This window comes from Ruegeria lacuscaerulensis (assembly GCF_013033355.1).
Lineage (GTDB): Bacteria > Pseudomonadota > Alphaproteobacteria > Rhodobacterales > Rhodobacteraceae > Ruegeria > Ruegeria lacuscaerulensis_A.
In genome coordinates, this window is the sequence record NZ_WQDY01000001.1 from 518,813 (window position 1) to 532,769 (window position 13,957).

The following is a 13,957-nucleotide window of genomic DNA, read 5'->3' on the forward strand; positions in this document are numbered from 1 at the left end:
TCAAGCACCCAATATCAGGCGCGATACCAGTTCAAAATGTATACACGAATTGCCGATGCCAAGCCGATTTCAGGATCACGAGACACGTCAATTTCAGCCGCTAGCGCATTGATTGGAATATCTTTTATTTTGGCAATGTCACGGAATGCCTGCCAGAACTCATCCTCGAGCGATACCGAAGTACGGTGTCCCTTCAGGGTCAGGGACCGTTTGACGGGGCGGCCGCTCATTCCTCCAACTCATGGTTGTCCAAGTCGCGGCGTTGCTTGTTCAGTACTTTCTCGGCTGCATCTCTTTCAGGCTTTTTACGCCCAAAGGAAATAGCATTCTGGTCGGCGCGGGCCTTCTTTTCAGCCCGCGCTTTTTCCTTTCGGTACCGGTTCAGATTGACCGGCTTACTCATCAGTCCTTTGGACCAATCATTTGCTCGGGGCGGACCACGGCGTCAAATGTCGCTTCATCCACAAAACCCAGAGCGATGGCCTCTTCCTTGAGGGTCGTGCCGTTCTTATGCGCAGTCTTTGCAACCGTCGTGGCGTTGTCATAGCCGATGGTGGGCGCCAGAGCCGTCACCAGCATCAGCGACTCCTTCATCAGCTTTTCAATGCGCGGCTCGTTTGCCTGAATGCCCAGTAGCATCCGTTCGGTAAAGCTATCGGCGGCATCGCCCAAAAGCTGGATTGACTGCAACAGGTTGTAGGACATCATCGGGTTGTAAACATTCAACTCGAAGTGGCCCTGACTACCGGCAAACTTTACTGCGGCGTCATTGCCCATGACATGCGCCGCGACCTGTGTCAGTGCCTCGGCCTGTGTGGGGTTCACTTTGCCGGGCATAATTGACGAACCCGGTTCGTTTTCCGGCAAGATCAATTCGCCCAGACCTGAACGAGGACCCGATCCCAACAGACGGATATCGTTGGCAATTTTATAACAGCTACCCGCGATTGTCGCCAAAGCGCCCGACAAAAAGACCATGGCGTCATGCGCGGCCAGCGCCTCAAACTTGTTAGGCGCGGTCACGAAGGGCAGGCCGGTTATCTCGGCCATATTTGCTGCAACGGCTTCGCCCCAGCCGTTTTGAGTGTTCAAACCGGTGCCCACGGCTGTGCCACCCTGAGCTAACTCATAGATACCAGGCATAGCGGCCTTTACGCGCTCGATCCCCTGACGGATCTGATGGGCGTAGCCACCGAATTCCTGACCCAGAGTCAGCGGCGTTGCGTCTTGTGTATGAGTCCGCCCGATCTTGATAATATCTTTGAATTCCTCGGATTTCTGCTCCAACCCCAAGGCTAGCTTTTCGAGCCCAGGCAACAGAACGTCACGCACGCTCATGGCTGTTGCGATGTGCATGGCGGTGGGGAAGGTGTCGTTCGAAGATTGTCCCATGTTGCAATGGTCATTGGGGTGCACGGGATCCTTGGATCCAATAACGCCGCCCAGAATCTCGATCGCACGGTTCGCGATGACCTCGTTTGAGTTCATGTTGGACTGAGTTCCCGACCCGGTTTGCCACACGACCAGTGGGAAGTTGTCGTCGAACTTGCCTTCGAAGACTTCTCCGGCTGCCTGAATGATGGCGTCAGCGATCCGAGCGTCCAGTTTACCGGTCGCCTTGTTCTCCATTGCACAGGCTTTTTTGATAACGCCTAATGCCCGCACGATGGCCACAGGCTGTTTCTCCCATCCAATGGGGAAATTCATGATGGAGCGCTGGGTCTGCGCACCCCAATATTTATCCGAAGGAACCTCCAGCGGGCCAAAGCTGTCGGATTCTGTGCGGGTCTGGGACATCTGTCACTCCGTCTTGTATACAGTCGTATGCCATTTACCTGCCACTACGCCACCGTGCAATCGGGCAGTTTCGCGCACCTTAAACTTATGGTTCACAAAGGTATAGATCGACAAATGCTTCATTTTATTTAGGGGATTACAATTCGACCCATTGTGCGTGCTAACAGGTGGGCTAGAATAAGTTAGTCAATGTTGCGGAGAGTCTCGTGTTACTTTCAGAACGGCTACTTGCCCTAAAAATGCTCACGTTCTCTGTTGTTGCGCTCGTGTGCGTTACGCTTTCGTCTCAACCTGTTCTTGCTGACGAAATCGCCCCCTTTGTCGGTGACTATGTTGGCTCTGCAAACATGGTGGACGCGGATGGAGGTGAAGTCCCCAGGGACATGAGCGTCTCGATCCACGAACTTAAAGATGGGTTTAATGTCAGTTGGAAAACAACGACCTACAAAGCAGACGGTCGGATAAAAGAGCAGTCGTTTTCCATTGATTTCAAAGAGTCCGAGCGTACAGACGTATTTTCTGCCGCAATGAGACGTAATGTCTTTGGACACGAAGTGCCCTTGGATCCAATGCAGGGCGAACCGTTCGTATGGGGCCGGATCGATGGGCAAACAATGACAGTTTTTTCCTTGTTCATCGACGAAAACGGTGGCTACGAGCTGCAGCAATACGATCGAACGCTGACCGAAGGCGGTCTGAATCTGTCGTTTTCGCGGTTCAGAAACGGAGTGAAGTCCCGATCAGTCGAGACTTTTCTAAAGCGTCAATAATCCAGCGGTTATTTGCGAAAGCTGTCGAGCGAAACGACGTCGGCGTCGTGTTGCTCTTCTTCTTCTTCTTCAATTTCGATAGCGTCTTCGATGAATTGAGCAACCTCTTCCTCTTCCGGGCTTTCAAAGCGCAAACCAAACTCGACCGAAGGGTCAACAAACGTTTTGATAGACGAATAAGGGATATATAGCGGCTCAGGCGCGTCGCCAAAATTCAGTGTGATCGCGAACCCCTTGTCGCCGACCTCTAGGTTTTCAAACCAATGCTGCACGACGATTGTCATTTCATCGGGATATCTGTCGCGCAGCCAGTCAGCTAATTCCACCCCATCTTGTTGGGTGTCGAAGGTAATAAAGAAATGATGCGCCCCTGGCAGGCCGTTTTTCGAAACGCTTGTCAGAACCTTCTTGATTAGCCCACGCATCGCCGTGTGCATAAGGTTCCCGTAATCAATGTCCTGCGACATGTGTCTTCCTCAAAATTGATGTTCTAAGCATAAGCGATTTCGCCGGAAACGAAAGACCACGATTAGGCGGATTGTTCAAAGGAAGTGAGAGGCTATTCCGGCCGCCGCCATCATGGCCAATGTTCGCCCCATGCCAAATTTGAATTTAAATATCAACACCCAAGCCAGCACTACAAGACACAAAGCGATCAGGTTCGCGGATGCATAGTCAGGCCAAGGAAACGAAAAGAAACCCCATGTTTTCTGCGGGACATTGTGGAACAGCACATTTAAGCCGAACCACACCGACAAATTGAGAATCACACCTACGACCGCTGCTGTGATTCCGTTCAGAGCCGCTGACAATCTTGGGCGGCTTGCGAGGTGATCCAGATAAGGTGCGGCCATGAAAATCCATAAAAAGCATGGGACGAATGTTGCCCAAAGCGCAACTGCACCGGCCGCGAGGGCAAGTGGAAACCCTCCATCCGCCTGACCGGTAAGCATAGCCACGAATTGGGTCACTAAAATCAAAGGACCTGGAGTCGTTTCGGCCAATCCAAGTGCATCAATCATCTGCGGTGTGCTAATCCATTGGTACTTGTCCACGACCGTTTGGGTCATATACGCCAACACTGCGTAAGCGCCGCCAAAGGTCACAACTGCAAGACGTGCGAAGAACCAGCCGAGGTCCGCCAGTAATTTCTGACCCGTCAGACTAAGCAAAATCAAAGGCGCCAACCAAAGTGTCACCCAGGTCAGTCCGGTCCGAATATATCCTGTTGGAGCATCGACCTTATTCATTGTCCGAGTTTGGCTGTCGCTCTGGAACCAAAAATACCCCCAAACTGCGGCGGCCACGATTATCAATGGAAAGGGCAGGTTAAGAAGAAAGATCGACAGAAAACTCAGAGCGGCAACGCCAATATGCTCGGTATCTTTCAGCGCTTTTCGGGACAGGTTTCTAAGGGCATGCAAAACAATGATGATCACCGCAGCTTTGATCCCCAAGAATCCGGATTGCACAAGCGGAAGCGCGCCGTAATTCGCGTAAAGTGACACCAGCACCGCAATAACCAGAGCTCCGGGCAGAACGAACAGAAAGCCGGCAATCAACCCGCCAAAAACGCCACGCAGCCGCCAGCCTGCGTAGGTTGCCAACTGCATTGCCTCTGGGCCGGGAAGCAACATACACAACGAAAGAGCGCGCAAGAATGTTTGCTCGTCCAACCATGAACGTTCCTCGACCAACTCCTGATGCATTAGGGAAACCTGCGCTGCAGGGCCGCCAAAAGACAAAAGACCGATGCGCCCGAACACTTTGATCATTTCCGCTGTGTTTGGCGCCATGGTTTTCGATCCGCTGACCTGTTATGCGGGTCTTCTATCCGGATACCGTCATGCGTTACAGGCTTTTAGCAGGGATCAGACAAGAATTGTCAGAGCGGATTCAGGGTTGTTGGGGAAACAGCGCAGCTTAAAGATTGGAACTGCGGTTTACGCCCAATCCAACCTCTGACCCGTCATACATATGGGTAAGGTATCCTGAGGAAACTGGCCAAGCTGCTCAAACAGTGAGATGAAGTCGAACTGATTATAGACCTCAACCACGCGATTATCTCTAATCCGGCCCATCATACTACCGGTCGCCTGCAACGGAGCGCCGTTGTCGGCGCGTGTGGTACGCAGATGAATGATAGCTGACACCCAATCCCCATCTTCAACGATTTTGGGCATGTCGACTTCGATTTCGCCCAGGATATGCCGAAAAGCTATCACGAGGTCTCGGAATTCGTCAGCACCTACCTGCATTTCAGGAATCAGCCCTTCGGCCATTGTTTCCGGCGCAAAATAGGTATCAATGGCATCGGTATTCCCCTTTTCCCAGACTTCGGAATACCATTCTCTGAGCACCTTTGCGTGAGACATCTCAGCTCTCCTTTATTGTGGGTCAAGCATGCGCAAAAGGAGTGAAAAAAGTCTGAACGCCGGAAAGACAGTAGAAAAACATATTGGGGAAAATGCAGGTTTCTGTTGCCAGGTACCTGCGAACCCCGCCTTACGCGGCTAGGCGCAAGGGCTTAAGTTTCGGTCTTGCTACTGCTTACGCAGCAACTGCAACCGGAGCACGATTGTCGTTTGCAATTGTACTAGTTTCGCCGATAACGGTGGCAGACAGCCGAGACAAAGCTAACCCCTTTAGACGTTCGTCGATCCTATTTCGGCCCCAAACACCCCAAACGAAGGTTTATGGTGGAGCCGCCGGGTACCGCCCCCGGGTCCGATCCGCTTATTACGAGCGCGTTTATGTCCATAGTCCCGAAGGACCTGTTCTATATAGGTGAGGTGCTATCGGGATGCAATTCCCGAGTTTTTCGGGTGAAGCGCGCCAGAACAGATACTTACGTTGTTTTGTTTAGGTTGGCCAAAATCAACCAAATAGCCAGAACAGCCTCGATTCCACCGAATGTCACTGCTTTGATCAAAGGCGGGTTGTCCAAAAGGACTGACACAAACCGCCCGAGTGCCGCGCCCGCGTAAACAACACCCAGCATCGTATAAGCCATGGGCGCGTTAAGCCACAGAACTGCTATCCCGGTTACGACGAAAAGCCCTCCCACCGATGCGCGCATCTCACTTAGGCCCATGGTGCTGCTTGTTGGTGCTAAATCCAACGAAGCTGCTGTCCACGCCGGTGCAAGAAAGCCGAACAGACCAAAGGCAATAGTTAGTAAGGCTGCGACAATATTAAGGACCGGTACCATCTGTTCCTCATCAAGCTGGTTTACGCTTTTTTTCGGCGACATCGCGCGCCAGTTTTCTTGTGTATTTCTCGAGCCTTAAAAGGCTATCGTCAACTTCTTCCACATCACCGCGCTCCAAGGCATCCGCGATCTGCGTATGCAGCGAAATGATCTCTTCTCGGGATCTGGCCGTAAAGGTGATCATGTTCATAAGCGGTTGCATCGCCTCGACGGCTCCGGCCAGCTGATAGGACAGGACGGGGTTTCTGGCGCCGTCGACCAAAGCGCGGTGAAAGGCCACGTCTGAGGCGCAGAAGGCTTCGTCCGTCAGGCCCGGCTGTGCTTGTCTGAAGATTTCGGCGCGCATAGTGGCCAGCTGATCGGCCGTCCGACGTTCCGACGAAAGGCGAGCGCAGGCGCGTTCCAGTGCATAGCGCGCTTCGCAAGCAGTATCGAAACTGACAGTGTTCATCGACAACAGTAAGGTTGAGGTTGTAATCTGTTGGGAATAGGCGTCTTCGAAACTCAGGCGATTGACAAAAGCGCCACCGGTAGCACCACGTTGCGTACGAATAAGAGACTGAGCAGCAAGTCTTTTCAGCGCTTCACGAACCGTGGGGCGCGAGACCTCAAACTGATCGGCAAGTTCGGCTTCGGACGGCAGACGCTCATCAACGATCAATTCGCCTGATACGATGGCGTCGCGTATCGCTTGCGCGATTTGTGCAGATAAATCTGCAGGTTTCCGAGGGTCGATTTTCATAATCCTGTGACCGCCTGTGTTTTTTTATTTGTCTGACATTTAAAAGTCTGACATTTGAAAAGCAAGAACTGAGTCGGGAGGAGCATATGAGTCGCGCTGTACTTCGCAGTGGCTTGTGGCTGGGATTCTACATTCTGATCCTGTGGGCGTGGTGGATGATGTTCACCATGAGCCGCAATATGGATTTGGATTTTATCGGCCGCCCCGGTCCGATGGGGCAGGCGATGGCCGCCATGGACCCGCGAATGGACATGTATATGCCGATGGCCGAATTTGGTCCCCTGTTCTGGATGTGGGCAATCATGATGGCGGCGATGATGCTGCCGACTTTGGTCCCGACCTTGCGCAGCTATGACGATCTGATCCGCAGCGCAAACGGCTCCCGCATGGGGTGGTTGGGTGTCCTGACCGGATATTTCGTCGTCTGGGTCGGATTTGCCGCCCTGATCACCGGGGTGCAATTGGCTTTGTTGTTCGGCGGCGTCGTGGACATGCTGGGCATTGCCAAATCCGGGCTTGTGGCAGGCGGCTTGATGATTGCGGTCGGAGCTTTTCAGTTCACCCGCGCGAAAGAGGTCTGTCACGGCGTCTGTCACGCCCCCATGACCTATTTCCTTGGGCATTGGAAAACCGGCTTTACTGGCGGCTTGCGCATGGGGCTGGGTCTTGGCGCATTCTGCGTCGGCTGTTGCTGGGGCTTTATGGCGCTTGGTTTTGTGGGCGGCGTCATGAGCCTGTTGTGGATGGGTCTTGCGACCTTTTTCATGGTACTCGAAAAACTTCCCCAAATCGGGCACGCGATCACGCGTCCACTGGGGTTTGCACTGATCACGGGTGGTATCATCCTGTTGATCTATCCCTATATTTTCGGAGGATAAGCTAATGGCAAAAAACAGAAAACCCGAAGCTGATAGGTTGCCGATCAGTCAACGTATTGACAGTCGTATGCCAAATCCCAAGCGGCGTGAGATGTCGCCAACGAACTGGGCGATCAAGGGTGAGCTAATCCTGAATTGTTCCTGCGATGTGTTTTGTCCGTGTGTTGTGTCGCTTGGCGCGCACCCTCCGACCGAAGGGCATTGTCATGCTTGGATGGGTATCATTATCGACGAAGGGCACTATGAGGGCGAAGATCTGTCGGGGCTGAATGTTGGGCTTTTGGTCGATATTCCCGGACGGATGGGTGAAGGTCAGTGGAAAGTTGCTGCGTATGTTGACGAAAGAGCAAGCGGCAAGGCCTATAACGGGCTACTACAGATCTTCAGCGGTCAAGCTGGCGGAACCACGGGTTTGTTCACCATGCTGGTGAGCGAGATTATTGGCGCCGAAAAAGCGCCGGTCCAGATCGAGCGCGACGGAAATAAACGCCGCATTTCGATTGGTCGAAAGATTCAGGGCGAGGTCGAGATGCTGGCCGGGAAAGACGCTGACCACCCTGTTATGGTATCAAATTCGAAGTACTGGATGGGACCTGACATCATCGTTGCGCGGGGTACGAAATCCAAGGTGCGCGACTATGGACGCGTATGGGATTTCGGTGGTAAGTCGGCTGAAATTTGCCCGATTGATTGGACTGGCCCAAAGTGATGATCCTGATGGCGCAGCGGGGCGGTCAAGGTTGATCCCCCCAAGCGCCAATGGGTCCTGAATGTTTCACTACATTGCTGTGGTGGCAATGGAATTCTTACACTCTTAACCCCAAGACCCACCATCGCGGGCAGGTCCAGAAGATGTTGACCAAAAATGGATCAACGCGGCCTGTCAACGATCCGGTCCCCATCTTGCAGGAGGCCTGAATGCCGCAAGTTTCGCTCTCGCGCCGGTTGCGTCGCACCCCGTTTTCGGAAGGTGTCGAGGCAGCTGGTGTCAAAGCATACACCATCTACAACCGTATGCGCTTGCCCACGGTTTTCGAAAGTGTCCAGGCAGATTACCGCCACCTGAAGGAACATGTTCAGGTTTGGGACGTGTCCTGCGAACGTCAGGTTGAACTGCGCGGGCCAGATGCGGCGCGGCTTATGCAAATGCTGACCCCGCGTGATCTGCGGGGGATGCTGCCAGGGCAGTGCTATTACGTGCCAATCGTCGATGAGACAGGTGGTATGCTGAATGACCCTGTGGCGGTGAAACTGTCTGATGACCGCTGGTGGATTTCCATTGCGGACAGCGATCTGCTGCTCTGGGTCAAGGGGATTGCCAACGGGTATCGGCTGGATGTGCTGGTGGATGAACCCGATGTTTCGCCACTAGCAGTGCAGGGGCCCAAAGCGGATGAACTGATGTCGCGTGTCTTCGGTGATCGCGTGCGCGATATCCGTTTCTTCAAGTTTGACATGTTCGAATTCGAAGGCCGCGATCTGGCGGTCGCGCGGTCGGGCTATTCCAAGCAGGGCGGCTTCGAAATCTATGTCGAGGGCTCGGATATCGGGATGCCCCTCTGGAACGCACTGTTTGCAGCCGGAGAAGACCTGAACGTGCGCGCAGGATGCCCGAACCTGATCGAGAGGATCGAAGGTGGGCTGCTGTCTTATGGTAACGATATGACAGACGACAACACGCCACATGAGTGCGGTTTGGGCAAGTTCTGCAACACGCACACGGCGATCGGTTGTATCGGGCGGGATGCGCTCCTACGCGTCGCGAAAGAAGGCCCCGTTCAGCAAATTCGCCCCATTGCGATTGATGGCGATGCGGTTCCTGCTTGCGATCAACCGTGGTCGGTGATGGCCGGTGGTAAGCGCGTAGGTCAGGTGACCTCGGCGGCGTGGTCCCCCGACTTTCAGACAAACGTCGCCATTGGCATGTTGCGGCTGAGCCACTGGGACGCGGGTTCGGTTGTTGAAGTGGAAACGCCGGACGGAATGCGGTGCGCCAAGGTGCAGGAAAAGTTCTGGATCTAAAGGGGTCGGGGCTCTGCCCCCGCCGCTACGCGGCTCCCCCGAGATATTTTTCGCCAGGTGAAGAATTGGCCTGGCTTTTCTGAAACGAGAGGAAATCAGATGTTTAATGCATTGGTGATGGAAAAAGACGACGAGAGCGGACTGGCCAGCCCCGTGGTCAAACAACTTTCAACCGATGATCTGCCTTCGGGTGAGGTCACGGTGGCTGTCGAATATTCGACGGTCAACTACAAGGACGGACTGTGCATGTCGCCCAAGGGTGGCGGTCTGGTGCGCAATTACCCGCATGTGCCCGGCATTGACTATGCCGGTACGGTCGAGGCGTCCTCGGACGATCGCTATAAGCCCGGCGACAAGGTTGTGCTGACCGGCTGGCGTGTGGGTGAGGCCCATTGGGGTGGGTATACCCAAAAGGCTAACGCAAAAGCGGACTGGCTGGTGCCGCTGCCGGACGGGCTGGATACGCGTCAGGCAATGGCAGTCGGAACCGCCGGTTTCACCGCGATGCTTGCCGTTATGGCGCTTGAAGATCACGGCCTTAAGCCTGGCAACGGGCCGGTTCTGGTAACCGGTGCTGCGGGCGGCGTTGGCTCGGTCGCGACGGCGATCCTGGCGAATTTGGGTTACGAGGTCGCGGCAGTTACAGGCCGGGCTGAAGCGGGCGACTATCTCAAATCTCTGGGAGCCACGACCATTGTCCCCCGTGATGACTTGAACGAGACAACCAAGCGCCCGTTGGAAAGCGAGACTTGGGCAGGCTGTGTTGACGCCGTTGGAGGTGATATGCTGGCACGCGTTCTGGGGCAGATGAAATACGGTGCGTCGGTTTCGGCCGTTGGTCTGGCGGGGGGCGCCGGGCTTCCAGCAACCGTCATTCCGTTCCTGCTGCGCGGTGTGAACCTGCTGGGCATCGACAGCGTCATGCAGCCCTACGAAAACCGTGTTCGTGCATGGCAACGCGTCGCAACCGACCTGCCGATGGACAAGCTTGAGGCAATGGTGCACCCCGCGACGCTGAGCGATCTGCCACAATTGGGCGCTGACATCCTCAAGGGTCAGGTCAAAGGCCGCGTTGTGATTGACGTAAACGCCTGATCCGGAACTTTATCCTGCGACCCGGCCGGACACGCCACTGGCCGGGCCACCTGCCATTTAATGACCGAGAAAAAGCCGGAAACACCTCTGGTCATTGGCACAATTCCCGAGCATCATTGCTATACATCCCGATTGTGATGGCTTATGAGCCTTTCAAACAGCACCTGAAGACGGGGAGTGAGCAGAATGTCTGACGATTTCGAACTGGACACCGATGATCTGAAACGCCGCATGGACGGCGCGATGGCGAACCTCAGGACCGAATTTGCGTCTTTGCGTACCGGGCGCGCATCAGCATCAATGTTGGAACCTGTTATGGTCGATGCTTATGGTTCGATGACACCGATCAATCAGGTCGGGACCGTAAACGTTCCTGAACCGCGGATGGTTACGGTAAACGTTTGGGACAAGGGCCTTGTCGGTAAAGTTGAAAAAGCCATTCGCGAAAGCGGGTTGGGGATCAATCCGCAACTGAACGGCACGATCATCATGCTGCCTATTCCGGAACTGAACGAGGAACGCCGCCGCGAGCTGGGTAAAGTCGCTGGCCAATACGCCGAGCACGCACGAGTCTCTATTCGGAATGTGCGCCGTGACGGGATGGACCAGATCAAGAAAGCCAAATCGGATGGGATGTCGGAAGATGACCAGAAGCTTTGGGAAAGTGAAGTTCAGGACCTGACGGATGAGATGATCAAGGCCGTCGACGCTGCGCTTGAAACCAAGCAAGCCGAGATCATGCAGGTCTGACGGAATTATGCCCGATACCCCTCATACAGCGCCGATTGATGGCCCTCATCACGTTGCGATCATCATGGATGGCAACGGACGCTGGGCGCAGGCACGGGGCAGGCCGCGTCTATTTGGGCATCAGGCCGGTGCACGACGTGTGAGGGATGTGGTCGAAGCTTGCCCGGGTCTCGGGATCAAATATTTAACGGTCTTTGCCTTTTCGACCGAAAACTGGAAACGGACGCAGGCCGAAGTTGCTGGCCTGATGAGCTTGTTCAAGCGGTATATCATTAAAGAAACCAAGACATTGGCCCAAAACGGAATTCGCGTTCGCTTTATCGGTGACCGTTTGCGGTTGGATTCGAAGTTGGTCGACTTGATGGACACCCTCGAAGAAGCAACGAAGGGCAACGACCTGGTTCACCTGACCATCGCCTTGAATTACGGTGGGCGGGATGAAGTTGCGCGCGCAACGAAACGCCTGGCATTGGATGTGGCCGAAGGGCGCCTGAGACCTGAAGACGTGGATGAAGAGACGCTGCCCAAGTATTTGGATACGCATGTTCTTCCTGATCCGGATCTTGTAATCCGCACCAGTGGAGAAGCTCGGATTTCTAACTTTCTTCTCTGGCAGTCTGCCTATTCCGAATACGAGTTCATTGACACTCTGTGGCCGGATTTTACGGCCGAAGAACTGGAACGGCTGTGCCGCAGTTATGGCGCACGCGATCGCCGGTTCGGAGCGATCCCAGCATGAGCGAAGGCCGATGGTCTGATTTAACCGCGCGTGTGCTGTCGGCGGCTGTTTTGGTCGCCATAGGCGCTGTCGAAGTTTGGCTGGGCGGGCTTTGGTTCGAAGCCTTCATCGCGGTAGCCTGTGGTCTCATGACGTGGGAACTGGTCCGTATGGTTGACCCCGGCAAACCCGGTGTTGCGGTACAGCTTGGCGTCCTAACAGGCGCAGCGGTCGTTCTCAGCTATCACTTACCACCCTTATACACATTGCCGTTTTTGGCCGCGCCGGCCTTGGTTGGGGCAGGGCAGGTTAGTCGATCCAAGGGAACCTATGCGCTGTTCGCTTTCTGGATTGCAGCAGCAGGTCTTGGGTTCATCTCGATCCGCGAGAATATGGGCTTTGGTTGGATGATCTGGCTGATCGCCGTTGTCGTTGCCACGGATGTGGCTGGGTACTTCGTTGGCAAAGCTGTAGGTGGCCCCAAGTTCTGGCCCAAAGTTAGCCCAAAGAAGACGTGGTCCGGCACGGCTGGAGGCTGGGTTGCAGCAGCTATTGTCGGCGTTATCTTTGCCAGCTATGCCGGGTTTGGCTTGTTGTTTGTGGTTGTCTCGGTCTTGGCTTCGATGGCCAGTCAGGCCGGAGACATCATCGAAAGCGCCACAAAGCGGAAATTTGGCGTCAAGGACAGCTCGAACCTTATTCCGGGTCACGGAGGGTTTCTGGACCGTTTTGACGGTATGATGGGCGCTGCGCTGTTTGTTTTGATCGCTGGGATGCTCTACGCGCCAGGAGCCATGTAATGCGCAAGATTTCCATTTTCGGGGCGACCGGTTCTATCGGTCAGAACACAATTGATCTGATCAACCGAAACCCCGAAGCCTACGATATCGTGGCATTGACCGGAGGCGCGAATATCGAGCGTCTCGCGCAGGATGCGCGCCGACTAAACGCCGGTATTGCGGTGACCGCCCATGAAGACAAACTGGACGACCTGCGGGCCGCGCTGGACGGAAGCGGTGTAGAAGTCGCCGCAGGCGCGACCGCTCTGATCGAAGCCGCTGCGCGAAAATCGGATTGGGTGATGTCGGCGATTGTCGGGGCGGCAGGCTTGCCGCCGGGTTTAGAGGCGCTGAAACAAGGCGCTACGTTGGCTTTGGCGAACAAAGAAACTCTGGTGTGTGCCGGGTCTTTGGTGATGCAGACGGCCCAGAACCACAACGCGCGTTTGTTGCCGGTCGACAGCGAGCACTCAGCCGTTTTTCAAGCTCTTGTCGGCGAGGACATGGCGACGGTCGAGCGTATTGTCATTACAGCAAGCGGTGGTGCATTTCGGGATTGGCCGATCGCAGATCTTGCAGGTGCCACGGTCGAACAGGCATCAAGCCATCCCAACTGGAACATGGGTCAACGGATCACGATCGACAGCGCCTCGATGTTCAACAAGGCGTTGGAGGTGATAGAAACCAAAGAATTTTTTGGCGTCTCGCCTGATCAGATAGAAGTAGTTGTGCACCCGGAATCTATCGTCCACGCGTTGGTGGGTTTCGATGACGGGGCCGTTATGGCGCATATGGGCGCGCCCGACATGCGCCATGCCATCGGATATGCGTTACATTGGCCGGACCGACGTCACCTTCCGGTGGATCGCCTGAACCTCGCTAAACTTGGTCAGCTTAGATTTATTGAACCGGACGAAACGCGGTATCCCGCGCTGTCATTGGCGCGACAGGTGATGGAGCGCGGTGGCCTCGCGGGTGCTGTGTTCAACGCCGCGAAGGAGCGGGCGCTTGATCACTTTATCGCGCGTCATATCGGTTTTCTGGCCATGGCAGACATGGTCGCTGCAGTGCTGGACCGGTTTGACGCCGAAAATGGCCTTATTGATGCCCCTATGACACTTGATAACATACAGCAAACGGACCATTTGGCACGTAAGTGGGTAGATGAAGCCGTGACCCAAAGAGCAGGATAGAA

The 13,957-nt window shown here is 54.7% G+C and carries 17 protein-coding genes and 1 other RNA gene; 9 read left to right on the forward strand and 9 right to left on the reverse strand.

The window, feature by feature from the left end; genetic code table 11:
- Nucleotides 1–14: 14 nt before the first annotated feature.
- From GOW48_RS02505 to fumC, 3 genes are read right to left on the reverse strand one after another with little or no spacing between them, the layout of a single operon-like run.
- Nucleotides 15–230 carry a ribbon-helix-helix domain-containing protein gene (locus GOW48_RS02505; RefSeq protein ID WP_170354108.1) on the reverse strand — a complete coding sequence of 72 codons (216 nt, stop codon included), beginning with the start codon at nucleotides 228–230 and terminating at the stop codon, nucleotides 15–17.
- Entirely contained in the window at nucleotides 227–403 is a 177-nt protein-coding gene (locus GOW48_RS02510) for a DUF4169 family protein (protein ID WP_170751105.1), read from the reverse strand. The genes GOW48_RS02505 and GOW48_RS02510 overlap by 4 nt, the downstream gene beginning before the upstream one ends.
- The gene (gene fumC, locus GOW48_RS02515) at nucleotides 403–1,797 is read right to left on the reverse strand and encodes a class II fumarate hydratase (RefSeq protein WP_170751107.1); all 1,395 of its coding nucleotides are present in this window, start codon (nucleotides 1,795–1,797) and stop codon (nucleotides 403–405) included. The genes GOW48_RS02510 and fumC overlap by 1 nt, the downstream gene beginning before the upstream one ends.
- A 206-nt stretch (nucleotides 1,798–2,003) precedes the next feature.
- Between fumC and GOW48_RS02520 the strand changes: the two genes are divergently transcribed.
- Nucleotides 2,004–2,567, forward strand: coding sequence for a hypothetical protein (locus tag GOW48_RS02520; protein WP_331251804.1), 564 nt, complete (start codon nucleotides 2,004–2,006; stop codon nucleotides 2,565–2,567).
- An 8-nt stretch (nucleotides 2,568–2,575) separates the two neighbouring features.
- Here the strand turns inward: GOW48_RS02520 and GOW48_RS02525 are convergent, their stop codons facing one another.
- The 6 genes from GOW48_RS02525 to GOW48_RS02550 all read right to left on the reverse strand — a co-directional run bounded on the left by GOW48_RS02525 (nucleotide 2,576) and on the right by GOW48_RS02550 (nucleotide 6,520).
- Nucleotides 2,576–3,034, reverse strand: a complete 459-nt coding sequence (locus GOW48_RS02525; protein WP_170751109.1) for an SspB family protein — start codon at nucleotides 3,032–3,034, stop codon at nucleotides 2,576–2,578.
- Nucleotides 3,035–3,109: 75 nt separating this feature from the next.
- Complete coding sequence (chrA, locus tag GOW48_RS02530) at nucleotides 3,110–4,342, reverse strand: chromate efflux transporter (protein ID WP_331251805.1); 1,233 nt, start codon at nucleotides 4,340–4,342, stop codon at nucleotides 3,110–3,112.
- Nucleotides 4,343–4,510: 168 nt separating this feature from the next.
- On the reverse strand, nucleotides 4,511–4,942 hold the full coding sequence (locus tag GOW48_RS02535) for an ester cyclase (RefSeq protein WP_170751113.1): 432 nt from the start codon (nucleotides 4,940–4,942) through the stop codon (nucleotides 4,511–4,513).
- A gap of 91 nt (nucleotides 4,943–5,033) precedes the next feature.
- Nucleotides 5,034–5,380: a transfer-messenger RNA gene (gene ssrA, locus GOW48_RS02540) on the reverse strand.
- A gap of 35 nt (nucleotides 5,381–5,415) precedes the next feature.
- On the reverse strand, nucleotides 5,416–5,778 hold the full coding sequence (locus GOW48_RS02545; protein ID WP_170751115.1) for a DUF4345 family protein: 363 nt from the start codon (nucleotides 5,776–5,778) through the stop codon (nucleotides 5,416–5,418).
- A 10-nt stretch (nucleotides 5,779–5,788) separates the two neighbouring features.
- Nucleotides 5,789–6,520 (reverse strand): FadR/GntR family transcriptional regulator, encoded by a 732-nt coding sequence (locus GOW48_RS02550; RefSeq protein WP_170751116.1) that lies wholly within the window; start codon nucleotides 6,518–6,520, stop codon nucleotides 5,789–5,791.
- An 86-nt stretch (nucleotides 6,521–6,606) separates the two neighbouring features.
- Between GOW48_RS02550 and GOW48_RS02555 the strand changes: the two genes are divergently transcribed.
- From GOW48_RS02555 to dxr, 8 genes are all read left to right on the forward strand, one after another.
- Nucleotides 6,607–7,398: a DUF2182 domain-containing protein gene (locus GOW48_RS02555; RefSeq protein ID WP_170751118.1), complete on the forward strand. Its 792-nt coding sequence runs from the start codon at nucleotides 6,607–6,609 to the stop codon at nucleotides 7,396–7,398.
- 4 nt (nucleotides 7,399–7,402) lie between these two features.
- Nucleotides 7,403–8,107 carry a DUF1326 domain-containing protein gene (locus GOW48_RS02560; protein WP_170354117.1) on the forward strand — a complete coding sequence of 235 codons (705 nt, stop codon included), beginning with the start codon at nucleotides 7,403–7,405 and terminating at the stop codon, nucleotides 8,105–8,107.
- Nucleotides 8,108–8,316: 209 nt separating this feature from the next.
- Nucleotides 8,317–9,420 (forward strand): dimethylsulfoniopropionate demethylase, encoded by a 1,104-nt coding sequence (locus GOW48_RS02565; RefSeq protein WP_170751120.1) that lies wholly within the window; start codon nucleotides 8,317–8,319, stop codon nucleotides 9,418–9,420.
- 99 nt (nucleotides 9,421–9,519) lie between these two features.
- A complete protein-coding gene (gene acuI, locus GOW48_RS02570) occupies nucleotides 9,520–10,515 on the forward strand; it encodes an acryloyl-CoA reductase (protein WP_170751122.1) in 996 nt (331 codons plus the stop codon).
- 186 nt (nucleotides 10,516–10,701) lie between these two features.
- Nucleotides 10,702–11,265: a ribosome recycling factor gene (frr, locus tag GOW48_RS02575; protein ID WP_170354120.1), complete on the forward strand. Its 564-nt coding sequence runs from the start codon at nucleotides 10,702–10,704 to the stop codon at nucleotides 11,263–11,265.
- 7 nt (nucleotides 11,266–11,272) lie between these two features.
- Complete coding sequence (locus GOW48_RS02580) at nucleotides 11,273–12,004, forward strand: isoprenyl transferase (protein WP_170751124.1); 732 nt, start codon at nucleotides 11,273–11,275, stop codon at nucleotides 12,002–12,004.
- The gene (locus GOW48_RS02585; RefSeq protein WP_170751126.1) at nucleotides 12,001–12,783 is read left to right on the forward strand and encodes a phosphatidate cytidylyltransferase; all 783 of its coding nucleotides are present in this window, start codon (nucleotides 12,001–12,003) and stop codon (nucleotides 12,781–12,783) included. The genes GOW48_RS02580 and GOW48_RS02585 overlap by 4 nt, the downstream gene beginning before the upstream one ends.
- Nucleotides 12,783–13,955, forward strand: a complete 1,173-nt coding sequence (gene dxr, locus GOW48_RS02590; RefSeq protein ID WP_170751128.1) for a 1-deoxy-D-xylulose-5-phosphate reductoisomerase — start codon at nucleotides 12,783–12,785, stop codon at nucleotides 13,953–13,955. Before GOW48_RS02585 ends, dxr begins: the two co-directional genes overlap by 1 nt.
- Nucleotides 13,956–13,957: the final 2 nt, after the last annotated feature.